The 17,287-nt window shown below is 46.3% G+C and carries 13 protein-coding genes; 1 reads left to right on the forward strand and 12 read right to left on the reverse strand.

What is annotated here, in order from left to right:
- Positions 1–2: 2 nt before the first annotated feature.
- The 12 genes from mraY to leuO form a co-directional block, all read right to left on the reverse strand.
- On the reverse strand, positions 3–1,085 hold the full coding sequence (mraY, locus tag PSI22_RS07100) for a phospho-N-acetylmuramoyl-pentapeptide-transferase (RefSeq protein WP_012989819.1): 1,083 nt from the start codon (positions 1,083–1,085) through the stop codon (positions 3–5).
- On the reverse strand, positions 1,079–2,461 hold the full coding sequence (gene murF, locus PSI22_RS07105) for a UDP-N-acetylmuramoyl-tripeptide--D-alanyl-D-alanine ligase (RefSeq protein ID WP_273579153.1): 1,383 nt from the start codon (positions 2,459–2,461) through the stop codon (positions 1,079–1,081). The genes mraY and murF overlap by 7 nt, the downstream gene beginning before the upstream one ends.
- Positions 2,458–3,945 carry a UDP-N-acetylmuramoyl-L-alanyl-D-glutamate--2,6-diaminopimelate ligase gene (murE, locus tag PSI22_RS07110; protein WP_273579154.1) on the reverse strand — a complete coding sequence of 496 codons (1,488 nt, stop codon included), beginning with the start codon at positions 3,943–3,945 and terminating at the stop codon, positions 2,458–2,460. The genes murF and murE overlap by 4 nt, the downstream gene beginning before the upstream one ends.
- The gene (ftsI, locus tag PSI22_RS07115; RefSeq protein WP_273579155.1) at positions 3,932–5,707 is read right to left on the reverse strand and encodes a peptidoglycan DD-transpeptidase PBP3; all 1,776 of its coding nucleotides are present in this window, start codon (positions 5,705–5,707) and stop codon (positions 3,932–3,934) included. Before ftsI ends, murE begins: the two co-directional genes overlap by 14 nt.
- Positions 5,708–5,734: 27 nt before the next feature.
- Positions 5,735–6,052 carry a cell division protein FtsL gene (ftsL, locus tag PSI22_RS07120; protein WP_273579156.1) on the reverse strand — a complete coding sequence of 106 codons (318 nt, stop codon included), beginning with the start codon at positions 6,050–6,052 and terminating at the stop codon, positions 5,735–5,737.
- Positions 6,053–6,997 (reverse strand): 16S rRNA (cytosine(1402)-N(4))-methyltransferase RsmH, encoded by a 945-nt coding sequence (gene rsmH, locus PSI22_RS07125; RefSeq protein ID WP_038257630.1) that lies wholly within the window; start codon positions 6,995–6,997, stop codon positions 6,053–6,055.
- 2 nt (positions 6,998–6,999) lie between these two features.
- Positions 7,000–7,458: a division/cell wall cluster transcriptional repressor MraZ gene (gene mraZ / locus PSI22_RS07130; RefSeq protein ID WP_273579157.1), complete on the reverse strand. Its 459-nt coding sequence runs from the start codon at positions 7,456–7,458 to the stop codon at positions 7,000–7,002.
- A 648-nt stretch (positions 7,459–8,106) separates the two neighbouring features.
- Positions 8,107–9,114 carry a catabolite repressor/activator gene (gene cra, locus PSI22_RS07135; RefSeq protein WP_273579158.1) on the reverse strand — a complete coding sequence of 336 codons (1,008 nt, stop codon included), beginning with the start codon at positions 9,112–9,114 and terminating at the stop codon, positions 8,107–8,109.
- 88 nt (positions 9,115–9,202) lie between these two features.
- A complete protein-coding gene (gene ilvN, locus PSI22_RS07140) occupies positions 9,203–9,694 on the reverse strand; it encodes an acetolactate synthase small subunit (RefSeq protein WP_273579159.1) in 492 nt (163 codons plus the stop codon).
- 2 nt (positions 9,695–9,696) lie between these two features.
- On the reverse strand, positions 9,697–11,424 hold the full coding sequence (gene ilvI, locus PSI22_RS07145; protein ID WP_273579160.1) for an acetolactate synthase 3 large subunit: 1,728 nt from the start codon (positions 11,422–11,424) through the stop codon (positions 9,697–9,699).
- A gap of 193 nt (positions 11,425–11,617) precedes the next feature.
- Entirely contained in the window at positions 11,618–13,453 is a 1,836-nt protein-coding gene (locus tag PSI22_RS07150) for an AMP-dependent synthetase/ligase (protein WP_273579161.1), read from the reverse strand.
- Between the two features lie 322 nt (positions 13,454–13,775).
- On the reverse strand, positions 13,776–14,723 hold the full coding sequence (leuO, locus tag PSI22_RS07155; RefSeq protein ID WP_273579162.1) for a transcriptional regulator LeuO: 948 nt from the start codon (positions 14,721–14,723) through the stop codon (positions 13,776–13,778).
- A gap of 971 nt (positions 14,724–15,694) precedes the next feature.
- Here leuO and leuA point away from each other — a divergent pair.
- The gene (gene leuA / locus PSI22_RS07160; protein WP_273579163.1) at positions 15,695–17,287 is read left to right on the forward strand and encodes a 2-isopropylmalate synthase; all 1,593 of its coding nucleotides are present in this window, start codon (positions 15,695–15,697) and stop codon (positions 17,285–17,287) included.

The following is a 17,287-nucleotide window of genomic DNA, read 5'->3' on the forward strand; positions in this document are numbered from 1 at the left end:
GATTAACGTACCTTCAACGTTGCCAGACCAATCAGTACCAGCACCAGGGAAATAATCCAGAACCGCACAATAACGCGTGGTTCCGGCCAGCCTTTCAATTCATAGTGATGGTGAATCGGAGCCATGCGGAAAATACGCTGTCCCCGAAGCTTGAACGATCCCACCTGCAAAATGACGGATAGTGTTTCTACGACAAATACCCCGCCCATGATGATCAGCAGGAATTCCTGACGCAGCAAAACCGCAATAGTTCCCAACGCACCGCCCAAAGCCAGTGAACCGACATCCCCCATGAAAACTTGCGCCGGATAGGTGTTGAACCATAGGAAGCCCAACCCAGCCCCAACAATCGCGGTACAAACAATCACCAGCTCACTCGCATGGACTAAATGAGGGATGTGCAAATAAAGGGCAAACTTCACGTTACTCATCGCCCATGCCACGATGGCGAAACCCGCTGCGACGAACACAGTTGGCATGATAGCCAGACCATCAAGCCCATCGGTCAGATTAACGGCATTACTGGTTCCCACAATCACGAAATACGCCAGCAGGATGTAAAGCAGCCCCAGTTGTGGCATGACTTCTTTGAAAAATGGCACGATCAGTTGTGTCGCGGCAGTATCTTTACCCATACTGTACATGGCAAACGCCACACCCAATGCGATAACTGACTGCCAGAAATATTTCCAGCGAGCAATCAGCCCTTTGGTATCTTTACGAACGACTTTGCGATAATCATCGACAAATCCCACCACGCCGTAACCCAGTAGAACGGCTAGCACACACCAGACATAAGGGTTATCCAGACGCGTCCACAGTAATATGGACATGGTGATAGAGAATAGAATCAGCAACCCACCCATTGTCGGTGTACCGCGCTTACTGAAATGGGATTCTGGGCCGTTGTCACGCACAACTTGACCAATCTGCAATTTTTGCAGGTAGCCGATTAAAGTTGGTCCCACCCACAATGCGATAAATAATGCAGTCAGTAAGCCGACAATGGCCCTGAACGTCAGATAGGAGAAGACGTGAAAGACTGTGTGATATTTAACCAAGTAATCAGCTAACCAAACTAACATTGGAAGTTCTCCTTCAGTGTGTTCACTACCTCTTCCATTGCGGCACTGCGTGAACCTTTAATTAATATGGAAATCATTTCGTGTTGCTCCAGTAAAGGAAACAGCGCTGCAACTAATTCCGCCTTGTTTGCGAAATGCTGCCCCCGGCCGCTTGTCTCACTGATATGAGAACTGAACTCACCGACGCTCATTATCTTGTCTATTTTTGTCGATGCCACGGCTTCACCAACCTGACGGTGACACTCAACAGTCTGGTCTCCCAATTCCCCCATGTCGCCGACGACCATCACGTGATAACCGGGCATCTGTGACAAGGTATCGGCGGCAGCAATCATGGAACCGATATTGGCGTTATACGTGTCGTCCAGCACGATTTTTCCCTTTGCAAGTTGAATCGGGAATAAGCGTCCTGAAACAGCCTTCAGTTCTAATAACCCGGCACGAATATCACTGAGAGAAGCACCCACAGAGATCGCCAGCGCACTGGCGGCCAATGCATTGGCAATATTGTGTTTCCCTGGCAGTGGCAGTGTTACCTCGATATTTCCAATCGGTGTATGCAGACAAAAACTCGTTGCCAGCGGTTGCTCCTGAATGTCAGTGGCGTAAAAGTCAGCTTCTGGCACAGGTGAAACAGAAAACCGCCATACAGCCTGCGGTTCGCTCATACCCTGCTGCCAATGTGCCCAATCATTGCTATCGAGATTGATGATGGCGGTTCCTGCTGATGAAAGCCCTGCAAAAATTTCGCCTTTTGCCTTAGCAACCCCCGCCAAAGAGCCGAAGCCTTCCAGATGAGCCGCAAACAGGTTATTCACCAGCGCACTTTCAGGACGGGTCATTTCAGCGGTATAGGCGATTTCGCCAATGTGATTGGCACCTAGCTCAATCACGGCAAATTGGTGTGCTTCCGTCAGCCTGAACAGTGTCAATGGCACGCCAATATCGTTATTGAAGTTACCTGCGGTATAAAGGGTATGACCGCGTTGACGCAGAATCGCCGCCGTCATCTCTTTGACCGACGTTTTGCCCGATGAGCCAGTCAATGCCACTATCCGTGCTTTACTTTGCTGGCGAACCCAAGCCGCCAGTTTGCCCATCGCCAAACGGGTGTCTTCCACTACCACTTGAGGGCAGTCAATTTCAAGGCAGCGGTTGACCAACAAAGCACCGGCTCCCAGTTTCGCGACATCTGACACGAAATCATGAGCGTCGAACTTTTCCCCTTTTAAGGCAATGAACAGTCCTCCATGCACCATTTTGCGGCTATCAGTTTCCACGGTATTGATTTGGCAAGTAGCCGCCTGCTGTTCGGAAATGTGATATAGCACGCCGCCTGTCAGCTCTGTCAATTGCTTGAGTGTCAGCGGGATCATGCAATTACCCCCAGCAGACGCGCAACGGTCAGACGATCTGAGTAATCTAAACGGCGGCTACCTACTAATTGATAATCTTCATGACCTTTACCCGCCACCAGTACGACATCCTCTTCAGCAGCCTGCATAATGGCACTGGTCACCGCCTCAACACGCCCGTGAATCGCCATCGCCCGACCCGGATCGATGAAACCGGTTAGAATATCTTCAACAATAGAATGGGGTTCTTCACTGCGGGGATTGTCATCAGTCACTACCACTCGATCAGCGCCCTGCTCGGCGATACCACCCATCAATGAACGCTTACCTTTATCCCGATCACCACCACAGCCGAACACACACCAAAGTTGGCCTTTGCAGTGCAATCGTGCCGCAGACAGGGCTTTTTCCAGAGCATCAGGTGTATGGGCATAATCCACCACGACCGTCGGACGACCTCGCGCAGCAAAGACTTCCATGCGCCCACAGACAGGCTCCAGACAGGAAGCGGTTTCCAGTAGTTTTTGCAGTGGATATTCCAGTGACAGCAAGGTAGCGAGTGCCAGCAGCAGATTACTGACATTGAACGCGCCCATCAGAGGGCTGTTTATCGTTCCCTGCCCCCAAGAAGAGGTAAACGTAATGGATGCACCTTTGTCGTGATAGTGGACGTCACTGGCGGATAACCAGCGCCCTGACCAATTTTCCGGCAGGCGATTTTCCATCGTGACGGCCACCGCTTCTGATAAGCGGGCAAGCCATTTTTGCCCCACGTCATCATCGGCATTAATGATTTTCTGTTTTACATCATGGCTGCTGAACAACAACCATTTGGCCTCTTCGTAATTTTCCATATCACCATGATAATCAAGATGATCACGGCTTAAATTGGTAAAAACGGCGGCTTGAAACGGCAGGGCTGCCACTCGCCCCTGCACTAGACCGTGTGAAGAAACTTCCATCGCGGCAAAAGTGGCTTTTTGATTAACGAGCTGCTGTAAATCGAGCTGGATGTCAACGGCGGAACCCGTGGTATTTTCACTTGGAACTATCATTCCCAGCAGGCCATTTCCTACCGTTCCCATTACGGCACTGATTTCCCCGAGACCCTGACTCCATTGTGCCAGCAATTGTGTCGTCGTGGTTTTGCCGTTGGTTCCAGTGACTCCGACGAGTTTCAGTTTATTACCCGGATGCTGGTAAAATTCGCCTGCCAATTTTGACAGTTTATTATTGAGATCATCCAGATAGATAACTGGAACACCGTGCATTGCTTGAATGGTGCCGTTATCCGTTTTTCCCTTCGCTTCTGCAATCACCGCGGCAACACCTTGAGCGATGGCTTGAGGAATATATTTTCGGCCATCTGTCTGGTGCCCTTTAACTGCAACAAACAGATCTCCGGCAGCCGCCTTACGGCTGTCTAATGTCATTTCGCGCAGCGGAAGCTCCGGTGTATCAACACCCCATGGAGCCAGTAAATCGCGTAAATTACGATCTGCCACTTTTATCCTCTTTATTATCAATCACAAATTCTTTTTTATCATCCGCAGGCAGTGCATCGGGTTCAACGTTCATCGTACGTAAAACACCACTCATGATGGTGCCAAAGATGGGCGCTGAAACCGCACCGCCATAATATTTACCGGCTTGTGGATCATTGATGATCACAACCAATGCAAACCGTGGATTACTTGCAGGGGCAATCCCTGCGGTATAGGAAATATATTTGTTAACGTATTTTCCATCCGGCCCCACCTTTTTCGCCGTTCCCGTTTTGATTGCGATACGATAACCTTTTATCGCGGCGCGTACCCCGCCGCCGCCGGGTAGTGCCACGCTCTCCATCATGTGAACAACGGTGCGCATAATAGGTTCAGGAAACACGCGGGTTCCCGGTATAGGAGGGTCTACTTTGGTAATTGACAGCGGGCGATAGATACCAAAGCTGCCTATCGTTGAATAGACTCGCGCTAACTGTAACGGTGTTACCATCAGCCCGTAGCCGAAAGAAAAGGTGGCCCTCTCAAGATCTGACCACCGTTCTCTTTTTGGATATATGCCACTACTTTCTCCGACCAGCCCCAAATTGGTCGGTTTTCCCATCCCAAAGCGGGAATAAACATTTACCAGCTCCGAGGCAGGCATCGCTAACGCCAGTTTAGAAACACCCACGTTACTCGACTTCTGTAAAATCCCAGTGATGGTTAATTCAGCACGCGGGGCAACGTCTTTGATTTGATGCGAACGTGCGCCATACGACAATCGATAAGGTTTGGTATCCAGCACCGAATTTTCTTTAACAATGCCAAGATTCAACGCACTCATCACCACTAGCGGTTTTACCGTAGAACCGGGTTCAAAAATATCCGTGATGGCACGGTTACGCATCGCATCTTGCGGCGTTCCCGCCAGATTATTCGGGTTATAGGATGGGTTGTTTGCCATCGCCAGAACTTCGCCGGTTTTTACGTCAATCAATATGGCCGTACCAGATTCAGCCTTATTAAGTATCACTGCCTTGGTCAGTTCACGGTAGACCAAAGTCTGGAGACGCTCATCAATGCTGAGAGCCAGATTGTGGGCAGCCTGACTGTCAGTGAACGAAACATCTTCAATGACCCGTCCAGTACGATCCTTGCGGACAATTCGGCTCCCCGGCTTACCCGTCAACCAGCTGTCGAAGCTCTTTTCCACTCCCTCAATGCCTTTGTCGTCAATATTGGTCACGCCAATAATGTGTGCGGTCACCTGCCCTGCCGGATAATAACGGCGGGACTCTTGGCGCAAATAGATGCCAGGCAATCTTAATTTTTCGACATAATCACCAATGGAGGTATTGACCTGACGGGCAAGATAGACAAAACGCCCCTGTGGATAATCCTGAATTTTACGGGTCAGTTGATTAAGCGGTATGGAAAGCGTGTCAGCCAATGCTTGCCAGCGCGTATCATCCGTTATGCCGCCTTTTTCAAAGACTTCTTTAGGGTCAGCCCAAACTGCATCAACCGGTACACTGACAGCCAGAGGCCGCCCATTCCGATCGGTTATCATACCGCGAGTAGTCGGAATGGACTGGACACGTAAGGAACGGGAGTCACCTTCTTTTAGCAAACGGTCAGGATTGATAATCTGCAAGTAAGCAACACGAATCAAAAGCCCGAACAAAGCAAACGAAATGCCCCCACACAGCAAAGCAAAGCGCCAGCTTACAAAACTGGCTTTATCTTCTTGCTTCTTCAACTTTAAAGAGCGTGTAGCTTTCATCGCCTACCTTTTAGTTGTCAACTGAACTTATTGAGTTATCACAATATTTTCTTGCGCTGGATCAACATGTTGCATATGCAATGTTTCAGTCGCTATATTTTCAATACGACTGTGATCACCTAGGGCATTCTCTTCAAGGAGCAGGTTACGCCACTCAATATCCAGAGAATCAAAATCAATCGCCGAGCGCTCTTTTTCCGCTATCAATAAGCGGGTTTTATGGGCAACCGTCACAACGCTGACGGCTGAAATGATTACCGCTACCAGCAAAACCAGTGGGATCTTGGCATTGCGGATTAAATCCCGGCCAATGACCCCCACTAATCCATGACGCTCACCTGCCATTTACTCACCTGCCTTTTCAGCAAATCGCAACACAGAGCTTCTCGCTCTTGGGTTTATTGCCACTTCGTCCTCTGAAGGCTTCAGTTTGCCAATTGATTTCAGGCTGCGTCCCCCCTGAGCTTTTAACTGCGCTTCAGTGAGAGGTAAACCGGCTGGAACCTGTGGCCCCCGGCTATGCTGCCGGATAAAACGCTTCACAATGCGATCTTCCAACGAGTGGAAACTGATGACTGATAATCGCCCCTGCGGTGCCAGAACCTGCAACGCGCCATTCAATGCGCGTTCTATTTCTTCCAGTTCGCTGTTAATGTAGATCCTGATAGCCTGAAAACTGCGCGTCGCTGGATGCTTGTGCTTTTCCTTAACCGGGCTTGCCTGAGCAATCAATTCCGCCAGTTCTCTGGTTCGCGTGATTGACCCTTCCTGATTGCGAGCTACGATGGCTCTCGCGATACGTTTGGCAAAACGTTCTTCGCCAAAGGTTTTCAGTACCCATGCAATATCATCGGCTTCGGCCTTCATCAGCCACTCTGCGGCCGATTGCCCTCGGGTAGGATCCATTCGCATATCCAGTGGCCCGTCACGCATAAATGAAAAACCACGTTCAGGATCATCCAGTTGTGGGGAGGAAACCCCTAAATCCAGCAACACACCATCAATTTTTCCAACCAGTCCCGCTTCTTCTATATAGGTAGCCAATTCGGAAAATGGCCCATGAGTAATGGAAAAACGCGGGTCAGTAATGGCTTTCGACGCTTCAATTGCCTGCGGATCGCGATCAATTGCAATTAAACGCCCATCTGCCCCTAATTGAGACAAAATCAGGCGAGAATGCCCTCCTCGCCCGAATGTTCCGTCAATATAAATTCCATTTTCTCGGATATTCAGTCCATTGACAGCTTCGTCCAGTAATACACTGGTATGCTTATAATGACTATTTGCCATATTTATAGTGATAAATCCTGTAGCCTTGCTGATAAAGGTTCTTGTGTGGATTGTTCAGTCTCAATATCATTCTGTACTTGCTGATACCAGGCTTGCTCATCCCACAATTCAAATTTATTAAATTGCCCAACCAGCATGACCTCTTTTGTTAACCCTGCGTGCTGCCGCAGTGTATTGGCTAACAAAAGGCGCCCTGCACTGTCCATTTGGCATTCACTGGCGTGCCCCAATAACAAACGTTGAACGCGACGTTCGGCTAGATTCATGCTGGATAGGCGAGATAACTTTTCTTCGATGATTTCCCATTCGGGTAATGTGTAAAGCAACAGGCACGGCTGATGGAGATCAATGGTACAAACCATTTGACCTTTAGATTCCTCATTCAGCATTTCCCTATATCGGGCAGGTACAGTGAGTCGCCCTTTACTATCGAGATTAACCAGTGTTGCTCCACGAAACATACTCAGGTTACCCCTTGATGGTAAAAATCTCCACATTATCCCACAAATCACCACAATTAAGAGTTTACGGATGGTATGAAAACCTTGTCAAGCCAGAGCCCATGTGCTTTAGCTAGATTTACAGAAAGATTTTAGAGAGAAGAAGAGAGATTTTTCAGATTTGGCAATATTAATAATAGATAACACTATGATAATTTTAAATAAATTAACCACGATGGAGAGTATATTCTTAGAAAAAAAATTTAGGTTAAATAATTACCACTTAAATTAATTTATGTAACTAAAGTCTCATTACAGACTAATTGTTACCCAAATGAAATCTATTAGTAATAAAAATACATTTAAGTTATAACACCACAAAAAATAATAACTAATTGAAATTTAATGACTATTAGGGATAAAAAATCATTAAATATCAAATCAATAAAAAAATCCCTCCGTCACAGGAGTAAACGATGTAAATCGTCTGACTTTACGTGCAGATCATTCACCTTGCCATTTTTAGTAACAAGTTATCGGATTTTCAGGTCATAAAACTCTGTTCAAAAGAATTTTAGTCAGAATAGTCTTAAAGTTACGTTAGCAAACGTATTTCAAAGAGTTTGATCGTATTAATAAGGCACCCTCATGTTCAATGAGGGTACTCAATCACGCTTTTCTACTCAGGCTTCCACGACGGCATAAATGACGACGCATTCGAGTTATTCCTGGCTCTGGCCTCTTTTTTTCATCCAAACTAGCCAATACCAGTTCAAGGGCACATTCAGCCACATCACGGTGGCGTTGTGCGACGGACAGCACCGGACATTCAAGGAAATCAAGTAATTCATGATCACCAAACGTGGCAATGACCAACTGCTCAGGTAACCGGCCACTGCGCTTAAGGAGGGTATCCATGACGCCTTGCAGCAAGGCAAATGAGGTTGTGTAAAGTACTTGAGGTACAGGATGGTTTTCCAGCCATGAAGCAAAGACTTCAGCCGCTGCGTCACGTTCATAACTGTTCGCATACAGGTAGTTCACTTCACGCTGATCACTTTCCCATGCTTCACGAAACCCCTGTTCACGTAAGAAACTGACCGATAATTCAGGCAATGCTCCCAGATAAAGAACAGATTCTGACGGAAATTGACGCAGCTCCTGTGCCAGCATTTTCGCATCTTCGAAGTCATCCCCCACAACGCTGATAAAGTGTTCGCTGTCCAATGCACGATCAAGCGCAATAATTGGCAATGAACGATTTGTCCAACGCTGATAGAAAGGATGTTCAGGAGGCAAAGCAGTGGAAACAATAATGGCATCAACCTGCCGTTGCAGAAGATGCTCAACACAGCGCATTTCGTTATCTGGCTGATCTTCAGAACATGCGATCAATAACTGGTATCCACGTTGCCGTGCCTGACGCTCAAGATAGTTGGCAATTCGGGTATAGCTCGTGTTTTCCAAATCCGGTATCACTAAGCCAATTGAACGAGTACGCCCCGCCCGAAGACCGGCAGCAACAGCATTGGGATGGTAATTGTGCTCTCTGACCACCGCCATCACTTTTTCTACTGTTTTATCGCTGACCCGGTACTGCTTGGCTTTACCATTGATAACATAACTGGCCGTAGTACGTGAAACCCCTGCTAAGCGGGCGATCTCATCCAGTTTCACATTAATCCCTCAGTAAGATGATGAAAAAACCCTACTTTACAGTAGGGTTCGTTAAATATCTGTATATTAACCCGCAGATTGCGATTTTTCATCGCATAATTTTATCCCCGCGAGCGATGCCAACAATGCCCGATCGTGCCACTTCCAGAATCTCAGCAACATCGCGCACAGCATCAAGAAACGCATCCAGTTTTTCACTCGTTCCTGCCAATTGGACGGTGTAAAGTGTTGACGTCACATCAACAATCTGCCCACGGAAGATATCCGTACTGCGCTTAATTTCTTCTCGTCCATGGCCACTGGCCTGCAATTTCACCAGCATGATCTCACGTTCAACATGAGCACCTGCGGTCAATTCACTGACCCGCAGAACATCCACCAGCTTATGCAGTTGTTTCTCAATTTGCTCTAATACCTTGGCATCACCCTTGGTCTGGATAGTCATGCGTGACAGCGTTGGATCTTCCGTAGGGGCGACGGTCAGGCTTTCAATGTTATAGCCACGTTGAGAAAACAGGCCAACTACGCGGGATAACGCTCCCGATTCGTTTTCAAGTAATACAGACAAAATCCGGCGCATGATCAGGTCCTCTCTGTTTTGCTTAACCACATTTCATCCATTGCTCCACCCCGGATCTGCATTGGATAAACGTGTTCTGTTTCATCAACGGTGACATCAACGAAAACCAGCCGCTGGTTTTTAGTGACTTCATGCAGAGCCTGAGCCAGTTTATCTTCCAGCTCTTCGTAGGTTTGGATAGAAACACCAATATGACCATAAGCCTCTGCCAATTTGACAAAATCAGGCAACGATTCCATATAGGATTGAGAATGACGACCCGCGTAAATCATGTCCTGCCACTGTTTCACCATACCCAGAAAACGGTTGTTCAAATTCAGCACCAGAACAGGCAAGCCATACTGCAATGCAGTGGATAATTCCTGAATATTCATCTGGATACTGCCATCTCCTGTCACGCACACGACTGTCGCATCGGGTTTTGCCAGCTTCACCCCAAGCGCGGCTGGCAAGCCAAATCCCATCGTGCCCAAACCACCAGAGTTGATCCAACGCCTCGGCTCATCAAAGGGATAATACAGTGCGGCAAACATCTGATGCTGACCCACATCTGACGAGAGATACGCCTTGCCTTCAGTCAGACGGTAAAGTGTTTCAATCACGGCCTGTGGCTTGATTTTCGCGGTGGTGCGATCGTAACCAAGGCACTTGCGGCTACGCCATTGTTCGATGGAAAGCCACCAATCTTTCAATGCATCCGGGTCCTGAGTGTCTTCCAGAGTATTCATCAATTCCAGCATTTGGCCGAGTATCTGTTTGGCATCCCCAACGATGGGAATATCCGCCGACACAGTTTTTGAAATAGAGGCCGGATCGATATCAATGTGCAGTACAGTGGCTTCTGGGCAATATTTTTCCAAATTATTGGTTGTTCGATCATCAAAACGCACACCCACCGCAAAAATCAAATCAGAATTGTGCATCGCTTTATTGGCTTCGAACGTGCCATGCATTCCCAGCATTCCCAGACTTTGACGATGGGTGGCAGGAAAAGCGCCCAGCCCCATCAACGAACTGACGACCGGAATGTGCAAACGTTCAGCCAATTTCAGCAACTCTGATGAACATGCCGAATTGATGGCACCGCCACCCACGTAGATCACCGGCTTTTTCGCATCCAGCAGAGTTTTCAACGCCCGTTTAATCTGCCCTTTATGCCCCTGAACGGTGGGGTTGTAAGAACGCATGCTGATTTTTTCCGGATAAACATACGGAAACTTCAGTGCCGGATTGACGGTATCTTTGGGAAAATCGATAACAACCGGACCAGGACGGCCAGTTGTCGCCAAATAGAAGGCTTTCTTAATCGTATTTGGAATATCTTCTGCTTTTTTCACCAGAAAACTATGTTTAACGATGGGACGGGAAATTCCCACCATATCGCATTCCTGAAACGCGTCATTACCTATCAGGGAGCTGGCAACTTGACCAGACAAAACCACCATCGGGATTGAATCCATGTAAGCCGTTGCAATTCCCGTGATAGCATTGGTTGCTCCTGGCCCGGATGTCACTAGAACAACCCCGGCTTTTCCCGTTGAACGGGAATACCCATCCGCCATATGAACAGCACCCTGTTCATGACGAACGAGAATATGTTCAATTCCTCCCACCGTATGCAGGGCATCGTAAATATCCAGTACTGCCCCACCCGGATAACCGAATACATGTTTAACGCCTTGATCGATTAACGATCTGACGACCATTTCGGCTCCTGACAACATCTCCATTGAGTTTGCCTCCAGGCTCTGTTTGCAAGTTAATCGTCGGAATTTCATAAAATCGTCATTAAAAACAACCTTATTTATTCCACTTTTTATTTATATAAAGTCAATCTAGTGTTAGCTCATTCGATAACACTAGATTAATTAACATAACGTTAGACACCAACGTTAGCAAACATCAATTCACATACTGAGAACATTAATCTCGATACATGGATTCGATTTCATCGTGATAATGTTGCGAAATCACCTTACGGCGCAGTTTCAGTGTGGGAGTCAATTCGCCTTTTTCCATGGAGAAGGCTTCTGGCAGCAGGATAAAGCGTTTTACCTGATGGTATTTGGCAATATTTTTTTGCAGTTCCACCAAACGTTGTTCAAACAGTTCGATGATCTGACGATTGTTCAGCAACTCGATACGATCGCGATAATGAAGATGGATGGATTTTGCGTAATCTTCTAATGCGTCATAACTGGGGACAATCAACGCAGAAACAAAATTACGGGAATCGGCAATAACCGCAATATATTCAATGAAACGATCCTGTCCCAAAGTCCCTTCAAGCATTTGCGGAGCAATGTATTTTCCCGTCGAGGTTTTCATCAAATCTTTCAGGCGCTCAGTGATGAACAAATTGCCTGTTTCATCCAATCCCCCTGCATCCCCCGTACGCAGCCAGCCATCTTCGGTAAAAGCATGAACCGTTTCTTCCGGCCGGTTGAAATAGCCTTTCATCACAATAGGGCCACGTACCTGAATTTCATCTTCGGCACTGATGCGCACATCAACGCCCGGCAATGGTGTACCAATCGAGCCGGGAAGATAGTTCTTCTCTTCCCAGCAAGACACCGTGGCACAAGTTTCTGTCATGCCGTAACCATATTTGATATTGATGCCGGCGGACAGGAAAAACCGGGCAATAGCATCGTCAAGGCGTGCTCCTGCCACGGGTAAGAAACGCACTCGTCCTCCCAATATGTTACGGAGCTTGCTCAACACCAGTTTGTCGGCCAGTTGATCACTACAGAAAGAGAAGAGACACGCTTTTTTATTCTGTAGCTGACACATCCAGCGGCTTTCTCCCCGCTTTATCGCCCAGCGGAAAATCATCCTGCGCAAAAATGGCGCACGGGAAACTTTCTCAAGAATTGCACTGTGCACTTTTTCATAAAAACGGGGAACAGCGCACATAACAGTTGGACGTACTTCAGCCATCGCCTCGCGCACAGAGTTGGTGTCAGTTAAATAGACATTAAGCGCCCCTGTATGCATGACATAGTAACTCCATGCACGCTCGAAGATATGGGACAAAGGTAGAAAGCTGAGTGATACATCTTCTCTGGTCAATGTCAGACGCTGATCATGCAGGTAAAGCTGCGAAGCGATATTGTGGTAATCCAACATCACTCCTTTTGGCTCTCCCGTTGTACCGGAGGTGTAGATCAAGGTGAAAAGATCATTTAAATCCTGCCCTGCAATGCGGTTATCAAGCTCTGGCTGATATTGTGCATGGTCATTGGCAATGAAGGCAGATAAATGCTGCGCCTGCGGACAGCCCTTCAAGTCAACGGACTCATCCAGCACAATAAGATGATTGAGTTGAGGGCACAATTCCAGCAACGTCATCGCAACATTATATTGCTCTTGCTCACCGACAAACAGTACCCGCACACCAGCATCCGTGAGAATGAAGGCAGCCTGATCACGGCTGCTGGTCGCATAAAGAGGGACTGTAACCGCACGTAACTGAAGAACAGCCAAATCAGCCAATGACCATGCAATACAGTTATGCGCAAAAATAGCGACTTTCTCCTGAATTTCTATACCCAGTGACAACAAAGCTTTTGCGATGGATTCCGTTCTATAAGTAACGTCTTGCCAACTCATTTCAAGCTGCTCTGATGGTGACCATTGCCTGAATGCAATTTTTTCTGGATATTCAATGGTTTGCTGCTGCAACCGGTTGATCAGGTGATAGGAATGCAGGGAATCTGTTATCACGATATATTCCTGTATAAGTCTTAGGTTTATCATACTCAGCAAGCACACTGACTGCTTTTCAGCTTACAGGTGTTCGCTATTTTCGCGCAGTCTACCTATTCCTGGTAGAAGGGGAAAGCGTATTTTTACTCTCTTCTCCCCCCTAAGGGGGGAAGTTTTACAGGACTTATCGGATAGCTAGGGATAAATAGAGATAAATATCGTCATAAAGGCAGAACAGTAAGACCGCACACGCTCTCCGACAATCGGTTCCATTAGATAATCTTAATCATTTGCAACAATAATGCCTGTTACCATGACGTCAGACAAAATGACACCTGATGAAACAGATTCTGGCAGCATCATGCATTTTGTTTTATTCCTGTTCACCAAAATGGCTCAGTAACGATTTCATCCACTGATGACCTTTATCTCTGTTTGTCGAACCGTGCCATATCAAATAGCAGGGGCGGGAGATTCGGCCGTTAGGCAAGGGTATCGCACGTATATTTAACTGTTCAGAATAATGCTCAACCATCCATTTCGGTGCAATAGCGACTAAATAAGTCTGAGACACGATATTGAGAACACTATTTAAATCCGTACCCTGATAAGAAACAGAACGCAACAATTCATTACTTTCATAGTAAGGTTTACTGAATGAATCTACATTATCCAATGCCACAATTGCATGCCTCTCTTCCTGCAATTGCTGCTGATTAATGCGTTTACCGATTCGAGGGTGCGTTTTGGAAACGGCCAAAACCAATTCATCATTAAACAATGGAGAATTATGAAAATCAGGCTGGTCTAATTGTATATAACTGATAACGAATTCTATTTCCTGATATTTTAATTGTTTCTCAATATTGTCATTGATTTGTGTTTTAATGACAACTTCGATATTTGGCGAATGTTTTTTTATTTCCCCAACAATTTGGGCAGCTAAACGAATATCAAGCGGGCTGCAAATAGAGAGGTTAAATACCCTCGTACTATTATCGGGCTCAAACCCCACGCCAGGCAACTCATTATGGACAATTTGAAGTGCCTGTCTGAGTGGCCCAAAGAGCTGTTTTGCCCTTGCCGTTGGTTGAATGCCACGGCCATAGCGCACAAACAACTCATCATCAAACATAGTTTTTAAGCGAGCTACCGCATTACTGACAGCCGGTTGTGACATTCCCAGTGCCTGAGCCGCACGCGTAATGTTCTGCATTTGCATTACAGCATCAAACACAGTAAGCAAATTGAGATCCACACTACGCAATTGCATTTCACATGATTCTTTTCTTCTTGTCGTTACTGAATTATATCCAGTCATTATTTCACTCCACTAAATTTATTGCAGCGACCTCATTAAATAACGGAATATTGGTAGTGTCTCAATGCAACATTTTGACACAGTAAACCGCCACACCAATTAATAAGATCAATCACCCCAATTTGTTAGAAATTAAATTGAGATCCTTCCTTGTACAAAAATAAATATGCATAACCAATGCATTCTTATTTATACGACGCTAATATTCTTATAAGCATGAATATTAATGTTTTATGTATGAAGAGAAATAACTCGAATTACATTAGTCACTTACGCGTGAAAATGCGCAACCAATAATGTCATAATGACGAGTAGAAACAATTCATAATAAAATAATGGTGTTCCTTCTATCTATCAGAAAAATTATCAGGCTATATTAACCAAAAATTAGTTCTTCCAATATATTGAGGTACATCTTATTAATATTCTATATGGTTATGTTTTCTTAACCTAGAAACACTGCGGTGAACATCCATTTCATCCCTGTCTCTTAATCCATCAGTGAACATCTGCACAAAACAACTGTATAAAATAACAGATATCCTATTTATTATCCATTAGAGCCGAATTTTACTTCATATATAGATACAAATAATAGATAAAAACATCGCTAAAAATGTAAAAAATAGTCACCAAAACTAAAAGTAGTTCGATAAATGACCAGAGGTGAGTATCATTCACTCTTGACTCATATTTGCGCTGCTTGACATTGTTTTGAAGATAACGTATCAATAAAAGTCCTTTGAGGTCGTCATATTCAATTAACAGATTTATAAAGGTTAGCTTACATGATTCACACTATTCGCCTACTAAGCCTACTACTCATCGCCTTTAATGTGTGCGGTATGCTGGTAGGGGAAAGACAGAGTTAACCTCCATCAGATGTGAAAAAAACCGCGCCGTGCGCGGTTTTTTTATACCGGCTCGGCGCTCAAGAATCAAACACAATAATCTATTGATAGGAGCACAACATGAGCCAGCAAGTTATTATCTTCGATACCACACTGCGCGATGGCGAACAGGCATTACAGGCCAGCCTGAGTGTAAAAGAAAAGCTGCAAGTCGCTTATGCACTGGAAAGACTCGGGGTGGATATTATTGAGGCGGGATTTCCCGTTTCTTCCCCAGGCGATTTTGAGTCGGTTCAAACCATCGCCCGTGAGATCAAGAACAGCCGTATCTGTGCATTATCCCGTTGTGTTGATAATGATATTGATGTTGCCGCCGAAGCCCTGAAAGTCGCGGAAGCCTTCCGCCTGCACCTGTTTTTGGCGACCTCCAGCCTGCACGTCGAACATAAATTGAAAAAAGAATTTGACGATGTTGTCGAAATGGCCGTTCGTTCCATCAAGCGTGCTCGTAAGTACACCGACGATATTGAATTTTCCTGCGAAGATGCCGGCCGTTCGAATATCGACAACTTATGTCACATTGTTGAACAGGCAATCAAGGCGGGCGCAACCACCATTAATATTCCCGATACCGTTGGCTATACCACGCCTTATCAATTTGGCGGCATTATCCAAAATTTATTTGATCGGGTACCCAATATTGATAAAGCGATTATTTCTGTCCATTGCCATGATGATTTGGGCATGTCCGTGGCGAACTCGATTACAGCGGTTCAGGCCGGAGCCCGTCAGATCGAAGGCACCATCAACGGTTTAGGAGAACGCGCGGGGAACTGTTCGCTGGAAGAAGTGATCATGGCAATCAAAACTCGCCAACAAATATTAGGCGTTCACACTAATATCAACCACAAGGAAATTTACCGCACCTGCCAATTGGTCAGCCAGATCTGTAATACCCCAATTCCGGCCAATAAAGCGGTTGTCGGCAGTAATGCTTTTGCCCACTCATCAGGCATTCATCAGGATGGCGTCCTGAAAAACCGCGAAACTTACGAAATCATGACGCCAGAATCCATCGGACTGAAAGATACCCAATTGAACCTGACCTCTCGCTCTGGCCGTGCAGCCGTGAAACACCGTATGTCTGAGATGGGCTATCAGGAGCAGGATTATAATCTGGATACCCTGTATAAAGCTTTCCTGCGTCTGGCAGACAAAAAAGGCCAGGTGTTTGATTACGATCTGGAAGCGCTGGTGTTCATCAATCAACAACAGCAAGAGAATGAACATTACCGTCTGGACTATTTCAGCACCCAGTCCGGCACCAACATCGTGCCAACGGCGACCGTGCGTCTGGCCTGCGGGGATGAGATCAAATCTGAAGCCGCTACAGGCAATGGGACTGTTGATGCTATCTATCAAGCCATCAACCGCATTACCGGATATTCACTCGAACTGATCTCCTACCAGTTGTCCGGCAAAGGACATGGGAAAGATGCTCTCGGTCAGGTCAATATTATCGTGGAACATTCTGGGCGCCGTTTCCACGGCATGGGATTGGAAACAGATATCATTGAATCCTCTGCCAAAGCCATGATCCCCATTCTGAATAGCATCTGGCAGGCCGAACAAGTCGAGAAAGAAAAACAGCGCATACAAAGCAATACCTCCCAAAACAATTTCCCCAATAACAATACAAAGGAAACTGCATAA

Source organism: Xenorhabdus aichiensis (assembly GCF_028598775.1).
Classification (GTDB): Bacteria; Pseudomonadota; Gammaproteobacteria; order Enterobacterales; family Enterobacteriaceae; genus Xenorhabdus; species Xenorhabdus bovienii.

Coding starts and splice junctions, on each gene's coding strand:
- mraY (WP_012989819.1), bottom strand. CDS start 1,085: ATGTTAGTTTGGTTAGCTGATTACTTGGTTAAATATCACACAGTCTTT.
- murF (WP_273579153.1), bottom strand. CDS start 2,461: ATGATCCCGCTGACACTCAAGCAATTGACAGAGCTGACAGGCGGCGTG.
- ftsI (WP_273579155.1), bottom strand. CDS start 5,707: ATGAAAGCTACACGCTCTTTAAAGTTGAAGAAGCAAGAAGATAAAGCC.
- ftsL (WP_273579156.1), bottom strand. CDS start 6,052: ATGGCAGGTGAGCGTCATGGATTAGTGGGGGTCATTGGCCGGGATTTA.
- rsmH (WP_038257630.1), bottom strand. CDS start 6,997: ATGGCAAATAGTCATTATAAGCATACCAGTGTATTACTGGACGAAGCT.
- mraZ (WP_273579157.1), bottom strand. CDS start 7,458: ATGTTTCGTGGAGCAACACTGGTTAATCTCGATAGTAAAGGGCGACTC.
- ilvN (WP_273579159.1), bottom strand. CDS start 9,694: ATGCGCCGGATTTTGTCTGTATTACTTGAAAACGAATCGGGAGCGTTA.
- ilvI (WP_273579160.1), bottom strand. CDS start 11,424: ATGGAGATGTTGTCAGGAGCCGAAATGGTCGTCAGATCGTTAATCGAT.
- PSI22_RS07150 (WP_273579161.1), bottom strand. CDS start 13,453: ATGATAAACCTAAGACTTATACAGGAATATATCGTGATAACAGATTCC.
- leuO (WP_273579162.1), bottom strand. CDS start 14,723: ATGACTGGATATAATTCAGTAACGACAAGAAGAAAAGAATCATGTGAA.
- leuA (WP_273579163.1), top strand. CDS start 15,695: ATGAGCCAGCAAGTTATTATCTTCGATACCACACTGCGCGATGGCGAA.